Here is a 15,271-nt window from a genome sequence, read left to right as displayed (position 1 = left end):
TTAGCTCCCCTTCCTTTATGCCCGCACCCCGCTTCCTGCGCCCCCTCACGCGGCCTTTTATCCGGTTTTTCCGCCACGAGGCGGCCAGCGGCTTTCTGCTGCTGGCCAGCACGGCCCTGGCCCTGGTGCTGGCCAATAGCAGCTGGGGCGTGGCCCACCATTTCCCGGCCATCTGGAGCGAGCATCTGCGCATCACGGTACACAACCTGGTGCTCGACCACACGCTGCTGCACTGGATAAACGACGGACTGATGACCGTGTTTTTCCTGCTCGTGGGCCTGGAAATGAAGCGCGAGGTGCTGGGCGGCGAGCTGACTTCGCTGCGGCAGGCGGCTTTGCCGCTGGCCGGGGCCGCGGGGGGCATTGTGGTGCCGGCGCTGCTGTTCACCGCCCTCAACTACGGCACGGCGACGGCCAATGGCTGGGCCATCCCGATGGCCACCGACATTGCCTTTGCGCTGGCCGTGTTGCAGCTGCTGGGGCCGCGGGTGCCGCTGGGGCTCAAGGTGTTTCTCACGGCCCTGGCCATCGTCGATGACCTGGCGGCGGTGGTGGTGATTGCCGGTTTCTACACCAGCACGCTGCACCTGAGCTACGTGTACCTGGCCCTGGGTACCTGGGGCGTGCTGCTGCTGTTCAACTGGTTGCAGCTGCGGAGCCTGTGGGCCTACCTGCCGCTGGGGCTGCTGCTCACGTTTTTCATGCTCGAATCGGGCATCCACACCACCTTGGCCGGGGTGCTGCTGGCGGTGGCCATTCCGTTCCGGGCCGCTTACCCGCGCCCGGCCATGCTACGGCACCTGCGCCACCGCCTCGGCCGGCTGGGCGCGGCCACCCGGCGGCCCGAGGCCGACCCGCATGACATTGGGGCCGCGCTGGAAGTGCTGGGCAGCGGCAGCGGCTCGCCGGCCCGCCGCCTCGAAGGCAAGCTGCACGCGGTGGTGGCTTTCGGGGTGATTCCGCTGTTTGCCTTCGCCAACAGCAGCCTGGTGATTGCGCCGGCCGCCGTGCGCGGGCTACTCTCGCCGCTGGGCCTGGGCATTGTGCTGGGGCTGCTGGTGGGCAAGCCGCTGGGCATTGGCGCCCTGAGCTGGCTGAGCGTGCGCCTGGGCTGGGCCACGCTGCCGCCGGGCGTGAGCTGGCGGCATGTGTGGGGGGCGGGCATCCTGGCGGGCATCGGCTTCACCATGTCCATCTTCATCACCCTGCTGGCCCTGGGCCTACACTCGCCCGCCACCGACACGGCCAAGCTGGCGGTGCTGCTGGCCTCGGCCCTGGCCAGCAGCCTGGGCTACGCGCTGCTGCGCAGCACCCTGAAGCCGCCGGCCGAGGCTGCCCGCGCCGCCCCGGCCTCCCCGGGCCAGCCCGCCGGCTAAGGCTTGCCGAGGGCCAGCGTGAGCAGAAAGGCCGCCTCGGTAACGGCCGTAACGCTGTGCGGAATGCCGGCGTGCAGCGTCAGCACCTGCCCGACGCCCAGCTCGGCCGCCTGGTCTTCGGTGCGGAACGTGAGCTGGCCGTCGAGCACCTGCACGCTGATGGCGCCGGGGGCCGTGTGGGTTTTCAGCTCCGCGCCCGCGTGCAGGGCCAGCAGCACCAGGCGCATGCTATCGGTCTTGAGCAGGGTCAGCGCATTCCGGTCGGCCGAGTGGTAGGTGGCCTCCTGCCGGACCTGGGCGAGCAGGGCAGGCAGGTCGAGCACGAGCAGGGGCGCATCGAGCGGGCGGGTGCCGGCCGGGCGCTGGGGCGTGGCCTCGTTCGATGCGGCAGCGGCGGGGGCCGGGGTTTCGGCGGGAGTTTCGGCGGGGGCGGCCGTGAAGGCCGGGTTCTCGCGCAGCGCCTGAATCATCTCCGGGCTCAGGGCCTCACTGGAAATGCCGTAGCCGTCTACCAGCGTGCCTTTCACGCCGTGCCGCTCCGAGGAAATAGCGTACACCACGGCCGCGTCGCCGGGGTCCGACATGCCTTCGAAGCGGTAGTGCTTGTCCACCAGAAACTCGCTCGGGGCAATCTGCAGGGCATTGCCGTGGCACATCAGGCAGTTGTCCTGCAGGTTGAAGTCAACGGTGTAGCCTTCCTTTTGCAGGCGGTCCAATACTTGGGAAACAGTGGTCATTTGGGTCATCTGGGTCATCGGAATGGGAAATAAGGGGAAAAGTAGGGTCGTTGTAGTACGCCGGCGGCGGCCAGGCAGGGGGCCCGGGGCCGTTGCGGCTTGCCTGGTCAAGGTACGGCCGCCCGCGGTATTTTTCCATGACTATGCTCATGCGGACGGGATGAGTTTTGTCAGAAGAAGATGCCGCGCTTGGCCCCGCCTACCAGGGCGCCTGGCGCAGCTTCTCGGGCTCCAGCACCCGGATGGTGTTGGGCGTCAGCTCCACCAGGCCATCGTGCCGGAACTCGTTGAGCGTGCGGCTCAGCGACTCGGGAGCCGTGCCCACCATGGCGGCCATGTCGTCGCGGGTGAGCTGGATGCCCACCTCGGCGGCGGCGGTGCCCGCCTGCTGCTCGTGCAGCTGCACCAGCGTGTCGGCCACGCGGCGGCGCACAGAGTTGTAGGCCAGGGCCAGCAGCAGTTCGGCCTGCCCGCTCACCTGGCCCGCCAGCAGCTGCACAAACTGCCGGCCCACTTCGGGGTTGCGCAGCAGCAGGGCCATAAAGTCGTCCTTCGGGATGTAGAGCAGCTCGGTTTCGTCTACGGCAATGGCCGAGTCGCAGTGAGGCGTGTTTTGCAGCAGCGGCAGGTAGCCGAAAAACTCGCCGGGGCCGTGCAAACCCACTATCAGCTCCTTGCCGCCGGCGGTGGTTTTCACGGTTTTCACCCGGCCGCTCTGCACAAAGTACAGCCGGGCCGACTCCTCCCCTTCCAGGTAAATATCCTGCCGGCGGCGAATCAGGTGGGCTTTGCGGTCGAGCGAAAGGCTGGCCAGGCTACCGGTGTGCTGGGCCTCGTCGAGGAGCTGATGCAGCCGCTCGCCGCTCGCGCCGGCCTCGGGCTGCAACTGCTGGAAGCGGCTGAGCCGGCCGCTGACGGCGCTGAGTAAATCGGCCTTCTCGAAGGGCTTGCTCACGTAATCGTCGGCGCCCAGGGCCATGCCGCGCCGGCGGTCGGCCGAGTCGGTTTTGGCCGTGAGGAAGATGAACGGCACGCCCGTCAGCTGGGGGTGCTGGTTGAAAATCTGGAGTACCCCGTAGCCGTCGAGCACGGGCATCATAATGTCGCAGACGACCAAGTCGGGTCGGCTTGCCAGGGCCTGTTTTACGCCCAGCTCGCCGTTTGCGGCCGTTTGCACGGTGTAGCCGGCCAGCTCCAGCAGCTGGGCCGTGTTTTCGCGGATGACCTGATGGTCTTCAATAAGCAGGATAAGGGACATGGTAGGGGAAGGAAGTTAGTGTGGTTGCTGCCAGGCAGGTCGTGCTGGTGGTGCGCCTCACGTGCGCCACCTCCTAATCGGGCTTGGTCAGGGGCAGCGCGATGGTGACGGTGGTGCCCTGGCCGGGCGCGCTTTGCAGGGCGATGGTGCCACCCATCAGCTCCAGGTACTTGACGATGATGTAGAGGCCCAGGCCGGTGCCGGGCACAGTGAGCACGCTGGGGGCCCGGAAAAACTGCTCGAACAGATGGGCCTGGTCTTCGGGCGAAATGCCCACGCCCTGGTCCTGCACGCTGATCGTCAGCTCGGAACCCTGGCAGCCGGCGCGCACCCAAACGGTGGTGTGCTCCGCCGAGTATTTGAGGGCGTTGGAGAGCAGGTTCATCAGGATTTTGCGCAGCAGCGAGGCGTCCAGCCGCACCGGCACGGGGCAATCGACCTGCCAGTCGATGTGCTGGCCGGGCTTGACCAGGCTCTGCATGTCGGCCACGGTGTCGCGCAGCAGGCTGTCAAGGTTGAGGTTGCCGGGATGAGCGGCCATCTTGCCTTCCTCGATGCGGCCCACCGACAGGAACTCTTCCAGAATGTTGTTCAGGTGCTGCACCGAGGTGCGGATGTGGGCCACGTACTTCAGGCGCTGGGCTTGCTGATGGGCTTCGGGAAATTCCTCAATCAAATCGGCGGAGGTGAGCACGGCCGTAAGGGGCGTGCGGAACTCGTGCGAGGCCATGCTCACGAAGCGCGACTTGAGCTCGCCCAGCTCCTGCTCGGCCCGCAGGGCCAGGGCCAGCTCGTCGCCGCGCTTTTCCAGCTGCTCCAGCGTGAGCAGCAGGGCGTTGGTGCGGGCCACTACTTTCTGCTCCAGCTCGGCGTTGAGGCGGGCCACGCGCTGGTGCTGGGTGCGCAGCTCCTGCTCGGCGGCCTGCTTGGCGCTCAAATCCAGCAGGTAGGCCACCACATACAGCTCCTCATCGAGGTAGAAATAGCTCAGGCTGGCTTCCACCGGAAACACCGTGCCGTCGCGGCGCCGGCCCGAAAGCGGGCGGCCGTGGCCCATGTCGCGCACCTGCGGTTCGGCGTTGTAGGAGGCGCGCAGCCCGGCGTGGTGGCGGCCGGCGGCATCGGGCACCAGCACCTCAATGCGCTGGCCCAGCAGCTCGGCCGGCGCGTAGCCAAACAGCTGCCCGGCCTGCGCGTTGGCCGACACCATGCGCCCCGGCTGGTCGCAGACGATGATGCCCAGCGTGGCGTTGGTAAACACGGCCTCGAAGCGGCGCACACTGTGGGCCAGGGCGCGCTCGGCCCGTTGCAGGCGGTTGTGCTCGGCAATGTTAACCAGCAGCAGGTCCCGGCCCGCCACCTCCACATACGTCAGCTTCACGTAGGCCCGAAACGGCTCGCCCCCGTGGCGGCGGATGTCGGCTTCGAGCTCGTGGTGGCCTTCGCGCCGGGTTTGCTCGCGCAGCCGCTGCCGCTGCGGCAGTGTCCAGGGCGGCAGGCGCAGCGAGCGGTTGGGGTCGGCCAGCAGGGCTTCTTCCGAAGGGTAGCCCAGCAGCCGCACCCCGGCCGGGTTGACGTGCGTGAACCAGCCCAGCTCCAGGTCGTACACGCCCGCCATTTCGTCGGAGTGGGTGTAGAGTAAGTTGGCTAAAACAGCGGTGTAGGCAACCGGAAGCATAGGCGTGGCAACAAGCGGGCCGCGCGGATGCCCGGGGGGGGGGCAGCAGGCACGCGCAGGCCCTGTGCGAATGGACTTGACGAATGTCAAGCCCGCGCCCTGATAGCCATCATACGCAGTAGCAGCGGCTTGCGGTAAGTTTACGGGTACTTATTCTGTCGAGCTTAGCTCTCCGCTACGGAGGAGCTACATTTTCCCCCTGGCCCATGTTCCCTTTTGCCATTCTTCCGCTGCTGCCGGCCCACCCGGCCATGCTGCTCGTGCTGCTGCCCACCGTGGGCCCCGGCCCCCGGCAGGCTACCCCGCTCGCACGTGCGCACACCAATGAGCTGCTGCGGAATCTGCAACTGGCGCTGGGCGCCGCCATCCATGTGCTGAAGGTGGACGAGGGCACCCACCCCGCCGTGGTGCAGGCCTTCGACGGGCGCGGCGTGCCCGCCTTCGTGCTGCTGCGCGACGGCGCCGAGCTGTGGCGGCAGCAGGGCCTGCCCGAGGGCGAGCCCATGGCGGCGTTGCTGCTGAGCAAGCTGACCGGGCCGGGCCCGTAACGCTTCGGGCCGGCCGCCGGAGCGGCCGTAGCACAACGCACCAGCTTCTTTCCCCGACCGGCGGCCGGCGCCGCAAACGGCGGCAGCGGCCCTGGCACAACTGCCCTTTTTGTATTTCCCACCCGATAACATGCACGCGAATACCCCCGATTTCAGCCAACTACGCGCGGCGCGCCGCCAACCAGGGCGCGGGCGGCGCGGCCATCGAGCAGCAGCGCCAGCTGATTGCCCGCGAGTGGGACAAGCTGGAATTCGGCGAAGTGCACCCAGAAACCGTCGCCAACGGCTACCGGTTTCACGGGGCCCTGCGGCTGGGCGCCCTGCTGCCCCACCAGGTGCTGGTGGAGCTCTACGCCCAGGCCCCGCAGGACGGCGCCCAGGCCCAGCGCATTCCGCTGCAACCGGCCACGGCCCCCGATGCGGCCGGCTACTACCTCTACCAGGCCCTGGCCACCACCGCGCCCCCGCCACCGATTTCACGGCCCGCGTTCGGCCCGCCTACGCGGGCATTGCCGTGCCGCTGGAAGACCCGCACATCTGCTGGCAGCGGTAAGCGTGAAGCCGGGCCTGGATGGTTTCCCGGACCCTGCCCGACACCGGAGTAGCGCCAGCCGCATCGCGCCCGACCAGCTCAACCAGTCTCCTGGGAGCTTTGGCAACATAACCAGCAGGCCATTGGCCGGGAGCAGGCGGCAGTGCCTGTTCCCGGCCAATGGCCCGCTAGAGCGGTTTTCAGCTGAGGGTACGGTTTGAAATTCTGGCCGGCTGTAGCGCGAACTTTGTAGTTCGCGTCCCCGTGCCATTGAAGCCGCCTGAACGACGCGGGGACGCGAACTACAAACTTCGCGCTACGTGCGCTACGGGTATACTGACCTGAAAATTGCGCTAGTTTGTTCAGGCAATGGCAGCCGGAAGCTGGCCCTCGCACTACTGCGGCCGCCACAGGCCGGCTACGTGCAGGCTGCGGAGCAGGGCGCTTTTCTTGCTCTGGTGGGCCTCCATGCGCCGCAGGATGCCGCCCAGCGTCTGCACGGCGGCTACTATGCGGGGGCCTTTGTTGAGCATCACGCACTCGGCCCGGCTGCCCATGGCGGCGTCGGTAATTTCGGCGCGGGCCGGCATACCGCCGCCGGCCAGGCTCTCCAGTACCTGCGTGGCCCAGATAACGGGCACGTGCGCCGCCTCGCAAAGCCACAGGATTTCCTCCTGCACCTCGGCCAGCCGCTCGAAGCCGCACTCCACGGCCAGGTCGCCGCGGGCAATCATCACGCCGCAGCTTTCGGCCTGCATGGCGCGCAGCAGCAGCGCCGGCAGCTGCTCGAAGCCGCGCCGGGTTTCAATTTTGAGCACGATGGGCAGCACCCGGTCGGTGAGTTGGGCCAGCTGCTGCCGCAGCAGCGTTATATCGGCCGGACTGTTCACGAAGGACAGTTCCACCACATCGGCGTGCCGGGCGATGAACACCAGATCCTGCAAGTCCTTTTCCGTCAGGGCCGGAATGGCGAGCTGGCTGTCGGGCAGGTTGATGCCTTTGTCGTTGCGCAGCTTGTCGCCCTCGGCGCGGGCCTGGCTGATGCGCACGTGCACCGCCTGGGCCTCCACCCGCTCGGCCACGCCACCGATTTTGCCGTCGTCGAACCAGATATGCTCGCCGGGCTGCACCGAATCGAGCACTTCGGGCAGCGTGCAGCCAATTACGGCCGGCCCGGCCTCAGCCTTGGCCTCAGCCCCGCTTGCGGACTCGGGCGGAGCCCGGCGGGCGAGGGGCTGGCGGACGAGCTGGAGCAGGTCGCCGGGGCGCAGCAGCAGAAACGAGGACTTGGCGGGCAGCGCATCGGGGCTGGCCGCGGCACCGCTGGCACTCAGAAAACGGGTGAGGGGCGTGATATAGGCCGTTTTGCGCAGCTCCGCCCAGCACCCTTGCGCCTCCACGCCTACCACGCGCAGCTTGCGCCGGGCCCCGCGCGCATCCTCAAACAACACGGCGCTGCCCGGGCGCAGGCCCAGCAGCCAGGCCGCCGGAAAAGCCAGGGTAGCGGCCGCAGCGGCCGGGGCCGGCTGCGGCTGCTCCTGCGCCGTCAGCCACAGCCGGGCGGGGGCCAGCACCCGGCCGCGGGCGTCGCGGTGGGGCTTCACCTTTAGCACGGCCGGCGCGGGCGGCAGGCCCTGGGTGCGCAGCTTGGGGCCGGCCAGGTCCATGCTCACCCGGCAGGTTTTGCCCAGCTCCTGCTCGGCGCGGCGCAGGTGGGCAATCATCTGGCCCCAGGCCGCGGCATCGTCGTGGGCGCAGTTGATGCGCATGCAGTTCATGCCTTCGCGCAGCAGCTCGCGCACCAGCTCGTAGTTGGTGGCGGCCTCGCCGGGCATGGTCACCATAATCCGGACGCTGTGGGCCGCCGGGGCCGGGCCCAGGCAGGCGTCGCTGTGCTCGGCCAGCAGCCGCGGGCCACTCTCGAAATCGGGGGCATTATCCGGGTCGGTTTCGGCGGCGGCGGGCGTCAGCAGCGCCTGCACGATGGCCAGCACCGCCTCGACGGTGGCCAGGGCGTGGGCCTCGGCCCGGCCCAACGAGGAGAGGCCCAGCGCGGCAAGCCGCTGTTGCAGGTCGCGCCGGTCGTGCTGGCGCAGGGCCAGGTAGTGCAGCAGGTTGCGGGCGCTGGGCCCGAAGTTGGGATGCACGGCCTGCAGCTGGTCGGTGGCCTGCCCGGCCAGAGCCAGCATGTCGGCGCGCAGGGCAGTCAGCTCGGCCAGCAGCGTGGTAAGCGCGGGCGCGTGGCGGTGGGCGTAGGGAGGATAAAGCACAAGTTCAGACATGAGGAAAAAAGAAAGCAGCGGCCGCGGGCACCGGAGTTGGTGAGCGGGCCGATGAAGAGAGAATACGCCGGCTCAGAGCCCAAAAAGACGGGTAAAAACAAGCTTAACAGAGAGTTACTAAAAATCCGGCAATTGAAGCCCCGATACGTGCCCCCTGCGCCGGCCGCAGCGGCACGGGCCAGCGGGGGTTGCGCCGGCCCACAATGGCCTTGTATACTTCCACCCGGCCCACGCCCACCAGCGCGGCGGCCGGCACCGGCACGAACCCGAACCACTGCCGCGCCGCCGGCACAAGCAGCGTCACCAGCAGCAGCAGCGCCAGCGTGAGGCCCAGCATCAGCCACAAAATGCGGTTAGGCACGCGCAGGGTTCGGAATACCGACTGCGTGAATGAGCGGTTGACCAGCGCGTGAGCAGCAGGTTGCTGAATACCAGCGTGGCGAAGGTGAGCGTGCTCACCACCTCCGGGGCCGCACCCTGCCGCATAAAAAAGCAGCACCCTCCGGCACCGCCGCTGCAATGCCCATTCGTGGAGCCCGATGTACACCGCGCAGGCCGCCAGCAGCAGCAGAAACATGGGTTCCAGCACTACGTCGCGCAGCGTGGCCAGCAGGCCCGACTGCGCGCTGGCAGGCAGCACGTTGCGGCCGTGGGCGGCGGCCACGGCTTCGGTGCAGAGGCCGGATGTGGCAGGCTGACTGGCAAAAGACATAAGGCAGGGCGGGCGATGAGGAATTATGGCGTTTGCTCCCGGATGCTGCGGCTGAAGCGGCTGAGGCGGTCAGCGGCCCCGTTGCCGAAGGCGCCGCAGTGGTTTGCCGGCGGGTATTTAAGGCTGAAGCAACTCGAAGAAAAGGCGTGACGCATGAGCTCACCGGCCGGGCCGATAACCCCTGATGCCCCCGCCCCTGAGCGGCACCGGCTCGGGGATGAGGGCATCGGGGGTGAGGGCATTGCGCGTCAGGAAGCGGGCAGCAGGCCGGTGAGTACAGTGTTGGCGTAGCCGGCGGCCATGGCCATGCCGGGCGCTTCGGGCGCGGGCTCGGGCGCGGCGGCCGGCAGCACCAGCACCGGCACCGGGCAGGTGTGCAGCAGGTTTGCCGTGACGCTGCGATGAAACAGGTCGCTTAAATAGCTACGCTGGCGGGCCACTACCACTACCAGATCGGCCCGCATATCGAGGGCGGCGGCCAGCACGCCCTGCACGTGGCTCTCGTGCTGATAGCCCCGCAGCTCCGGCGTGGGCAGGCCCTGCACCAGCCCGCTGGCCTGCACGGCCCGCAGCGCCAGCGCGCACCCCTCATCGTCCTCCACGCCACTCGAAATATGCGCCACCATCACCTCAGCGCCCGGCAGGGCCAGCAGCGGCCGCAGGGCCTGGGCCGCGGGCGCCAGCATAAACGACTCGCGGTCGGCGGCAATGAGGATGCGGCACGGCGGGTGCCGGGCCGGGGCCGCGGCCGACACCACCAGCAACGGGTAGCTGCCGCCCCGCAGAATATCCACGCACGAGGTGAGCAGAGTGGTGGCGGCCGGGGCCCCCTCATCGGCCTGGCTGAGCACGAACAGGGCCGGCTGGTAGCGCCGGGCCAGGTCCTGGGCCACGGCGGGCAGCAGGTCCGTAACCACCTCCAGCGAGGCCGGGGTTTGCAGGCGCCCGGCTTGCTGGTAGAGGATGGCGGCCATGTCGGACTTGCGCGCCAGCTCCTGCTGGTGGTAGCGCTCCGCCACCGATTCGTAGGGGTCAAACTGCGAGGCGCGGTTGATGTGCAGCAGCACCAGGCGGCCAGCTACGGCCTGCGCCAGGGCATCGGCATACTGAATGGCGCGGCGGGCGGGCGGGTAGAAACCGGCAAAGACGATGAGGGAAAGATCCATGGGCAAGCGGGTTGGGTTGACTGATGGTGAACCGGGCGGCGCGGTGGCGCGGCCCGGGCGGTGGCGCGGCGGGCCCCTGCCCTGCCGGCCCGGGCAGGTGGCTGAGGGCGGCGCCTTAGCTCAGGTTAGGCATCCAGTCGGGTACGCCCGGGGCCTGGGCGGGCAGCAGCAGCACCGGCACGGGGCAGCTGTGCAGCACCCGCGCCGTTACGCTCCGATGGAACAGCCGCCCCAGAAAGCTGCGGGGCCGCGCAATCAATAGCAGCAGATCGGCCTGCAGCTCGGCCCGGGCCCGCAGAATGGTGGCGGCCGGGTCGTGGCCGGCATCCTGGTAGAGCTGCGGCGCTGCGGCCGTTGGCAGCAGCTCGCGCAGCGGCTCGCCCACCCGCGCATACTGGCCCGGCTGTTGCGCTGCGCCCCCCTCCGACCGCACATGCACCACCGAAAATGCGGCCGCCCAGCTGGCCAGCAGCGGGGCCAGGGCCCGGGCGGCGGCTCCCAGGGCAAAATGCTCGCCATCGACGGCCACCAGCACGCGGCGCGGCGGACCGGGTGGCGGGCCGGTTTCGGGCACCAGCAGCAGCGGCCGGTGGGTGGCCTGCAGCACCGGCAGGGCCTGGTTGCGCAGCAGCTGGGCCAGCAGGCCCGGCTCGGCGCTCAGGCCCATGGCCAGCAGCAGCGGCTGGTAGCGGGCAATGGCCTGCTGCACGGCGTCGGGCAGGGGCGCCATCAGCACGATGGCCTCGGCTGGCGCGGGCAGGCGGGCGGCCAGGGCCTGCAGGGCCGCATCGGTATCGGCCTGCAGCTGGGGCACGTAGGGCACCGGCACAAAGGCCAGCTCCGACGACAGCACCGGCACCTGGCAGACGTTGACCAGCGCCAGCCGCACCTGCTGCGGCGCGCCCAGCAGGGCCGCGTAGTGCGCAGCGCGCTCGGCCGCCGCCGACAAATCAACCAAAACAACGAAGGAAGGCTGCATGACGAAAATTAGAAAAAGAAGCGTTTACGGACCCCAGGCAAGCAGGCTAGTCGCGGGCGGGCAGCACGAGCAGCGGAATAGCGCACTGCTCGATGAGCTGGGCCGTAACGCTGCGGTGGAACAGGCGGCCCAGCAGGCTGTGGCGGCGCGCTACCACCACCAGCAGGTCGGCTTCCTGGCGGGTGGCTTCGGCCAGCACGCCTTCCACGATGGAAAGGTTGTACACCTCGGAGAGCTGCTCGGGGGCCAGCTCGTCGGCCAGGTTGTTGGCGGCCACAGTGTCCAGGATGGTTGCCGGCGCCATGCCGGTGTGGATGTTGTCGGCCACCCGCACCACGTGCAGCGTGCCGCCCGAAACGCCCAGCAGCTGCCGGATAACATCCTGGTACTGGTGCAGCACAAACGGCTGCCCATCGACGGCCAGCAGCAGGCGGCGCGGCGGGAAGGTTTCCCGCTTGAGGGCCGGCACCAGCAGCAGCGGGTAAGGCACGGTGCTGAGCAGAGTTTTGGCCGTGCTGACCATGACGTCGACGGGCGTGCTGGCCCCGCCGGGCCGGCCCAGCACCAGCAGCAGCGGGTTGTGCTGGCGAATAGCCTGGCGCACGGCCTCGGGCAGCTCCCGCTCCGACACCTCCACCTGGGTGGGCACGGGCTGCTGGTCGGCCAGCTTTTGCAGGGCCTGGTCGGTGGCCTGGTCGCTGACGGGCGTGTAGGCGCCATCCGTGCCATCGTCGAGCGGCGCCAGCAGCGCATCGAAGCGGGCGTGCAGCAGCACCAGCTCCGTTTCCAGGGGCAGCGCCAGCCCGGCGGCGTAAGACAAGGCGCGGTTGGTGACGGCGTAGAAATCGGTGAGTACGACGAGGGGAGAAGCCATAACCGGGAAGAATTTTAAAGGGGAAGAAAGAGCGGAAAGCAGGTTGCCGGAGCCTCGCGCAGCGCAGCCCGGCCCGCTGCTGGCAGGGAGTTCGGGGCGAGCGGCCCGACCAACCGGGCCTGAGCCGGGAGCCTGGTGGGTCAATCAAAAGCTGGAATACTACAAAAGTGCGCTGACCCGCCCCCGGTTCCCATGACGAGAATTGCCTGACTGCATGATATCCGTCAAATGGCCCGCCCGCGGGCGGGCCGCGGCCGGCCGGCGCCCGAACAGGAACGGTGGCGGGAAAACAGCCGTGGGCCAGCACCGGCCGGCGCAACTCGTTGCTACTTTTGCGCCTGCCCCGCTATTTTTCCTGCTGCCATGAAAGGTGTGTATTCCCTGCTGCTGCTCACTGTCTCCAACCTGTTCATGACGTTTGCCTGGTACGGGCATCTGCACCTGTTCAAGAAGATGGCCTGGTTTGCCAAGCTGGGCCTGGGCGGCGTGATTCTGGTAAGCTGGGGGCTGGCCCTGTTCGAGTACGTGTTTCAGGTGCCGGCCAACCGGCTGGGTTTCGAGGAAAACGGCGGACCGTTCAGCCTGTTTCAGCTTAAAGTGATTCAGGAAGTGATTACGCTCACCGTGTTCACGCTCTGCGCCGTGTTCGTGTTCAAAACCGACAAGCTGGCCTGGAACCACGTAGTAGGGTTTGGGCTGCTGGTGGCGGCGGTGTACGTTATTTTCAGGAAGTGGTAAGCCCCCGGCCGCCGATGGCGCGGCCCCCGGCCGCTACGGGCGAGCAGGCCGGAGGGCCCGCTCCTACCCTACCGGGCAGTTGCTGGCGGTGCGCGGCAGCGTAACGGTGAACGTAGACCCGAGCCCGGCCTCGCTCTGCACCCTGATGGTGCCGCCGGCATTTTCGACCAGGCGCTTCACCATGTACAGGCCCAGGCCGGAGCCCTCTACGTGGTCGTGCAGGCGGCGGAACAGGCCGAACAGCTCGCCCTGCTGGTCGGGGCTCAGGCCCAGGCCGTTGTCTTCCACTTCCAGCACCACCAGCGCCTCGGTGCTGCGGCAGCGCAGCTGCACGTGGGGCGGCCGGTCGGGGTGGCGGTACTTAACGGCGTTGCTGAGCAGGTTGTAGACGATGCTGCGCAGGTGCTGCGGGGCAAACGACACCTGGGGGCAGGCCGCCACGTCGAGCGTGAGCCGGGCGCCGCTGGTGGCCAGCAGCGGGGCCAGGTCCAGGCGCAAATCCTCGACCAGCACGGCCAGGTCCACCACTTCGGCGGGCTGGGCCTGGGCCTTCTGGAGCCGGGCCACATCGGTGAGCTGGGCAATAGTGAGCTGAAACCGCTCCACGGCGCCCTGCATACGGTCGAGCAGCAGCTGCACCACGCCCGCCTGCCGGACTTCCGGCGGCAGCTCTTCCAGCAAGGCCAGCAGCAGCCCCTCGATGTTGGAAACCGGGGTTTTCAGGTCGTGGGAGGCCGTATAGACGAACGTGTCGAGGTCGGTGTTGGTGCGCGTGAGCTGGCGGTTGGTGATGGTCAGCTCGTCGTTGAGCGCCTGCACCTGCTGGCGGGCCGTCACCTGCTCGGTGACGTCGGTGGCCACGGCCGCCACGGCCGTCACCAGCCCGTTCTCGTCGCGCAGGGGCTGGTAAACAAAGTTGAGGTACACCGTGATAAGCTGGCCCTGGTGCAGCAGCTCGGCGCGCCTTTCCTGGGCCACGTAGGGCCGGCCCGTGGCCCGCACCTCATCCAGCAGCTGCTTGAAGCCCTGGTCGCGGACTTCGGGCAGCACCTCCAGCAGCGGCCGGTGCAGGGCCTGCGCCGCCGTGCGCCCCCAGATGGCCTGCAGGCCGGGGTTGCAGATTTCCACCACGTACGCGGGGCCGGCAAACACGCCGATGGCCACCGGCGCCTGCTCGAACAGCGCCTGCTGCCGCTGTTGCAGCGCCTCGTGCTCGTGGCGGGCCAGCACCTGCTCCGTCACGTCGTAGGCAAACAGGCTCACCCCAACAATGCGCCCGGCTTCGCGGTAGGCCTGGCAGGTGAAGTTCAGATACAGGGCGTGGGCCGGCCCGCCGTCGGCCGCGGCTACCACCAATGGCACTTCGCTGCCAAAATGGGTGTCGCCGGTTTGGTACACGGCATCCAGCAGGGCCAGCAGCCCCTGCGCCACCACTTCGGGCACGGCCTCGGCCAGGGGGCGGCCCCGCAGCTCGCGGCCGGGAAACAGCTGCCGGTAGGCGGCGTTGTAGTACTCGATGCGGTGCCCCGGCTCGCGCAGCAGCGCAATCAGGGCCGGGCTCTGCTCGAAGAGCTGGTAGGAGGTTTCGTGCTCCTGCGCCCGGCGCTGGGCGGCGGCCAGCACCTGGGCCTGTAGTACGTCGCGCTCCTGCCGCGCCCGCACCTGCTCGGTCACGTCGGTGCCAAACACCGAGATGCCGGCCGGCCGGCCGTCCTCCTCAAACCGCTGGTAGGCGAAGGTGAAGTAGTGAAGCCGGGGCGGCTGGCCGTTGGGCTGGTTGAGGTAGGCCGGCACCTCGACGCCCACGTGCGGCTCGCCGGTGGCGTACACCCGGTCGAGCAGGGCCACAAAGCCCTGGGTGGCGGCGTCGGGCAGCACGGTGGCCAGGGGCTGGCCCAGCAGCTGTCGGCCCGGAAACATGCGCTCCTGCGCCGGGTTGAAATAGGCAAACCGGTGGTCGGGGCCCCGCAGAATGGTTACCAGCGCGGGGGTTTGCTCGAAAACCTGGTAGAAGGCCTCGCGCTCCTGGAGCAGCTGCCGGGTGGCGGCCAGCAGCTTGGCCTGCAAGGTATCGGTATCGGGGGCGTTGGGGGAAAGCGGAAGTCCGGAGGGGGTAGCAGGCATAGCGGCGCGAAACGCGCCAGGGGAAAAAATCGGCCAGGGAAGCAGGGGCTGTAGCTGCGGGCGGGTACTGTGCCAACGGCCGCGCGGCGGCGGGAGAAGGGCCTCCGGGGCAGGAAGCAGGCCGGGCAGACGTCCACGCGGACCCGGTAACTGGAAGATACGGGATTAACGCAACAATAACCGGAATCCGCAGCAAACGAACCGGATAGCCCCCGCTGCCGACGAGCAGACCCGGTGGCCCGCTCGTCAGCAGGGGTCAGTTCAGCA

Annotated in this window: 13 protein-coding genes; 4 read left to right on the top strand and 9 right to left on the bottom strand. The window is 68.6% G+C overall.

Going from position 1 to position 15,271, the window contains the following annotated elements; all coding sequences use genetic code 11:
* The first annotated feature begins 17 nt into the window (after positions 1-17).
* On the top strand, positions 18-1,376 hold the full coding sequence (gene nhaA / locus BMY67_RS07715) for a Na+/H+ antiporter NhaA (RefSeq protein WP_092770164.1): 1,359 nt from the start codon (positions 18-20) through the stop codon (positions 1,374-1,376).
* Here the strand turns inward: nhaA and BMY67_RS07710 are convergent.
* From BMY67_RS07710 to BMY67_RS07700, 3 genes are all read right to left on the bottom strand, one after another.
* On the bottom strand, positions 1,373-2,131 hold the full coding sequence (locus tag BMY67_RS07710) for a cupin domain-containing protein (protein ID WP_245744947.1): 759 nt from the start codon (positions 2,129-2,131) through the stop codon (positions 1,373-1,375). The genes nhaA and BMY67_RS07710 overlap by 4 nt on opposite strands.
* A 181-nt stretch (positions 2,132-2,312) precedes the next feature.
* The gene (locus tag BMY67_RS07705) at positions 2,313-3,371 is read right to left on the bottom strand and encodes a response regulator (RefSeq protein WP_092770162.1); all 1,059 of its coding nucleotides are present in this window, start codon (positions 3,369-3,371) and stop codon (positions 2,313-2,315) included.
* A gap of 73 nt (positions 3,372-3,444) precedes the next feature.
* Complete coding sequence (locus BMY67_RS07700; RefSeq protein ID WP_092770160.1) at positions 3,445-5,049, bottom strand: sensor histidine kinase; 1,605 nt, start codon at positions 5,047-5,049, stop codon at positions 3,445-3,447.
* Between the two features lie 206 nt (positions 5,050-5,255).
* Here BMY67_RS07700 and BMY67_RS07695 point away from each other — a divergent pair, with 206 nt between their 5' ends.
* Together BMY67_RS07695 and BMY67_RS18895 are read left to right on the top strand one after the other, a co-directional pair.
* Positions 5,256-5,597 carry a YbbN family protein gene (locus tag BMY67_RS07695; protein WP_092770158.1) on the top strand — a complete coding sequence of 114 codons (342 nt, stop codon included), beginning with the start codon at positions 5,256-5,258 and terminating at the stop codon, positions 5,595-5,597.
* A gap of 260 nt (positions 5,598-5,857) precedes the next feature.
* Positions 5,858-6,202, top strand: a complete 345-nt coding sequence (locus BMY67_RS18895; protein ID WP_143069736.1) for a hypothetical protein — start codon at positions 5,858-5,860, stop codon at positions 6,200-6,202.
* Between the two features lie 322 nt (positions 6,203-6,524).
* On the opposite strand, the gene BMY67_RS07685 is transcribed toward BMY67_RS18895, so the two are convergent.
* The 5 genes from BMY67_RS07685 to BMY67_RS07665 all read right to left on the bottom strand — a co-directional run bounded on the left by BMY67_RS07685 (position 6,525) and on the right by BMY67_RS07665 (position 12,142).
* A complete protein-coding gene (locus BMY67_RS07685; RefSeq protein WP_092770154.1) occupies positions 6,525-8,411 on the bottom strand; it encodes a pyruvate kinase in 1,887 nt (628 codons plus the stop codon).
* A 103-nt stretch (positions 8,412-8,514) separates the two neighbouring features.
* Positions 8,515-9,123 (bottom strand): cation transporting ATPase C-terminal domain-containing protein, encoded by a 609-nt coding sequence (locus tag BMY67_RS19315; protein ID WP_092770152.1) that lies wholly within the window; start codon positions 9,121-9,123, stop codon positions 8,515-8,517.
* A 248-nt stretch (positions 9,124-9,371) separates the two neighbouring features.
* Positions 9,372-10,289, bottom strand: coding sequence for a universal stress protein (locus BMY67_RS07675; protein ID WP_092770150.1), 918 nt, complete (start codon positions 10,287-10,289; stop codon positions 9,372-9,374).
* A gap of 115 nt (positions 10,290-10,404) precedes the next feature.
* Positions 10,405-11,268: a universal stress protein gene (locus BMY67_RS07670; RefSeq protein WP_092770148.1), complete on the bottom strand. Its 864-nt coding sequence runs from the start codon at positions 11,266-11,268 to the stop codon at positions 10,405-10,407.
* A gap of 46 nt (positions 11,269-11,314) precedes the next feature.
* Complete coding sequence (locus BMY67_RS07665; RefSeq protein WP_092770146.1) at positions 11,315-12,142, bottom strand: universal stress protein; 828 nt, start codon at positions 12,140-12,142, stop codon at positions 11,315-11,317.
* Positions 12,143-12,505: 363 nt separating this feature from the next.
* Between BMY67_RS07665 and BMY67_RS07660 the strand changes: the two genes are divergently transcribed.
* On the top strand, positions 12,506-12,880 hold the full coding sequence (locus BMY67_RS07660) for a DMT family protein (protein WP_092770144.1): 375 nt from the start codon (positions 12,506-12,508) through the stop codon (positions 12,878-12,880).
* A 63-nt stretch (positions 12,881-12,943) separates the two neighbouring features.
* Here the strand turns inward: BMY67_RS07660 and BMY67_RS07655 are convergent, their stop codons facing one another.
* Positions 12,944-15,004: a PAS domain-containing sensor histidine kinase gene (locus BMY67_RS07655; RefSeq protein ID WP_092770142.1), complete on the bottom strand. Its 2,061-nt coding sequence runs from the start codon at positions 15,002-15,004 to the stop codon at positions 12,944-12,946.
* Positions 15,005-15,271: the final 267 nt, after the last annotated feature.

Origin of the sequence: Hymenobacter actinosclerus, from assembly GCF_900111515.1 — a bacterium.
Classification (GTDB): domain Bacteria; phylum Bacteroidota; class Bacteroidia; order Cytophagales; family Hymenobacteraceae; genus Hymenobacter; species Hymenobacter actinosclerus.
Note: the sequence above shows the minus strand (reverse complement) of the source record. Positions and strands in the feature narration are given on the sequence as shown.

Bases quoted from the DNA above. Each gene is read 5' to 3' on its own strand.
- BMY67_RS07660 (WP_092770144.1), top strand. From the start codon at position 12,506: ATGAAAGGTGTGTATTCCCTGCTGCTGCTCACTGTCTCCAACCTGTTC.
- BMY67_RS07685 (WP_092770154.1), bottom strand. From the start codon at position 8,411: ATGTCTGAACTTGTGCTTTATCCTCCCTACGCCCACCGCCACGCGCCC.
- BMY67_RS07705 (WP_092770162.1), bottom strand. From the start codon at position 3,371: ATGTCCCTTATCCTGCTTATTGAAGACCATCAGGTCATCCGCGAAAAC.
- BMY67_RS07655 (WP_092770142.1), bottom strand. From the start codon at position 15,004: ATGCCTGCTACCCCCTCCGGACTTCCGCTTTCCCCCAACGCCCCCGAT.
- BMY67_RS07665 (WP_092770146.1), bottom strand. From the start codon at position 12,142: ATGGCTTCTCCCCTCGTCGTACTCACCGATTTCTACGCCGTCACCAAC.
- BMY67_RS07710 (WP_245744947.1), bottom strand. From the start codon at position 2,131: ATGACCCAGATGACCCAAATGACCACTGTTTCCCAAGTATTGGACCGC.
- BMY67_RS19315 (WP_092770152.1), bottom strand. From the start codon at position 9,123: ATGTCTTTTGCCAGTCAGCCTGCCACATCCGGCCTCTGCACCGAAGCC.
- BMY67_RS07695 (WP_092770158.1), top strand. From the start codon at position 5,256: ATGTTCCCTTTTGCCATTCTTCCGCTGCTGCCGGCCCACCCGGCCATG.
- BMY67_RS07670 (WP_092770148.1), bottom strand. From the start codon at position 11,268: ATGCAGCCTTCCTTCGTTGTTTTGGTTGATTTGTCGGCGGCGGCCGAG.
- BMY67_RS07700 (WP_092770160.1), bottom strand. From the start codon at position 5,049: ATGCTTCCGGTTGCCTACACCGCTGTTTTAGCCAACTTACTCTACACC.
- BMY67_RS07675 (WP_092770150.1), bottom strand. From the start codon at position 10,289: ATGGATCTTTCCCTCATCGTCTTTGCCGGTTTCTACCCGCCCGCCCGC.
- nhaA (WP_092770164.1), top strand. From the start codon at position 18: ATGCCCGCACCCCGCTTCCTGCGCCCCCTCACGCGGCCTTTTATCCGG.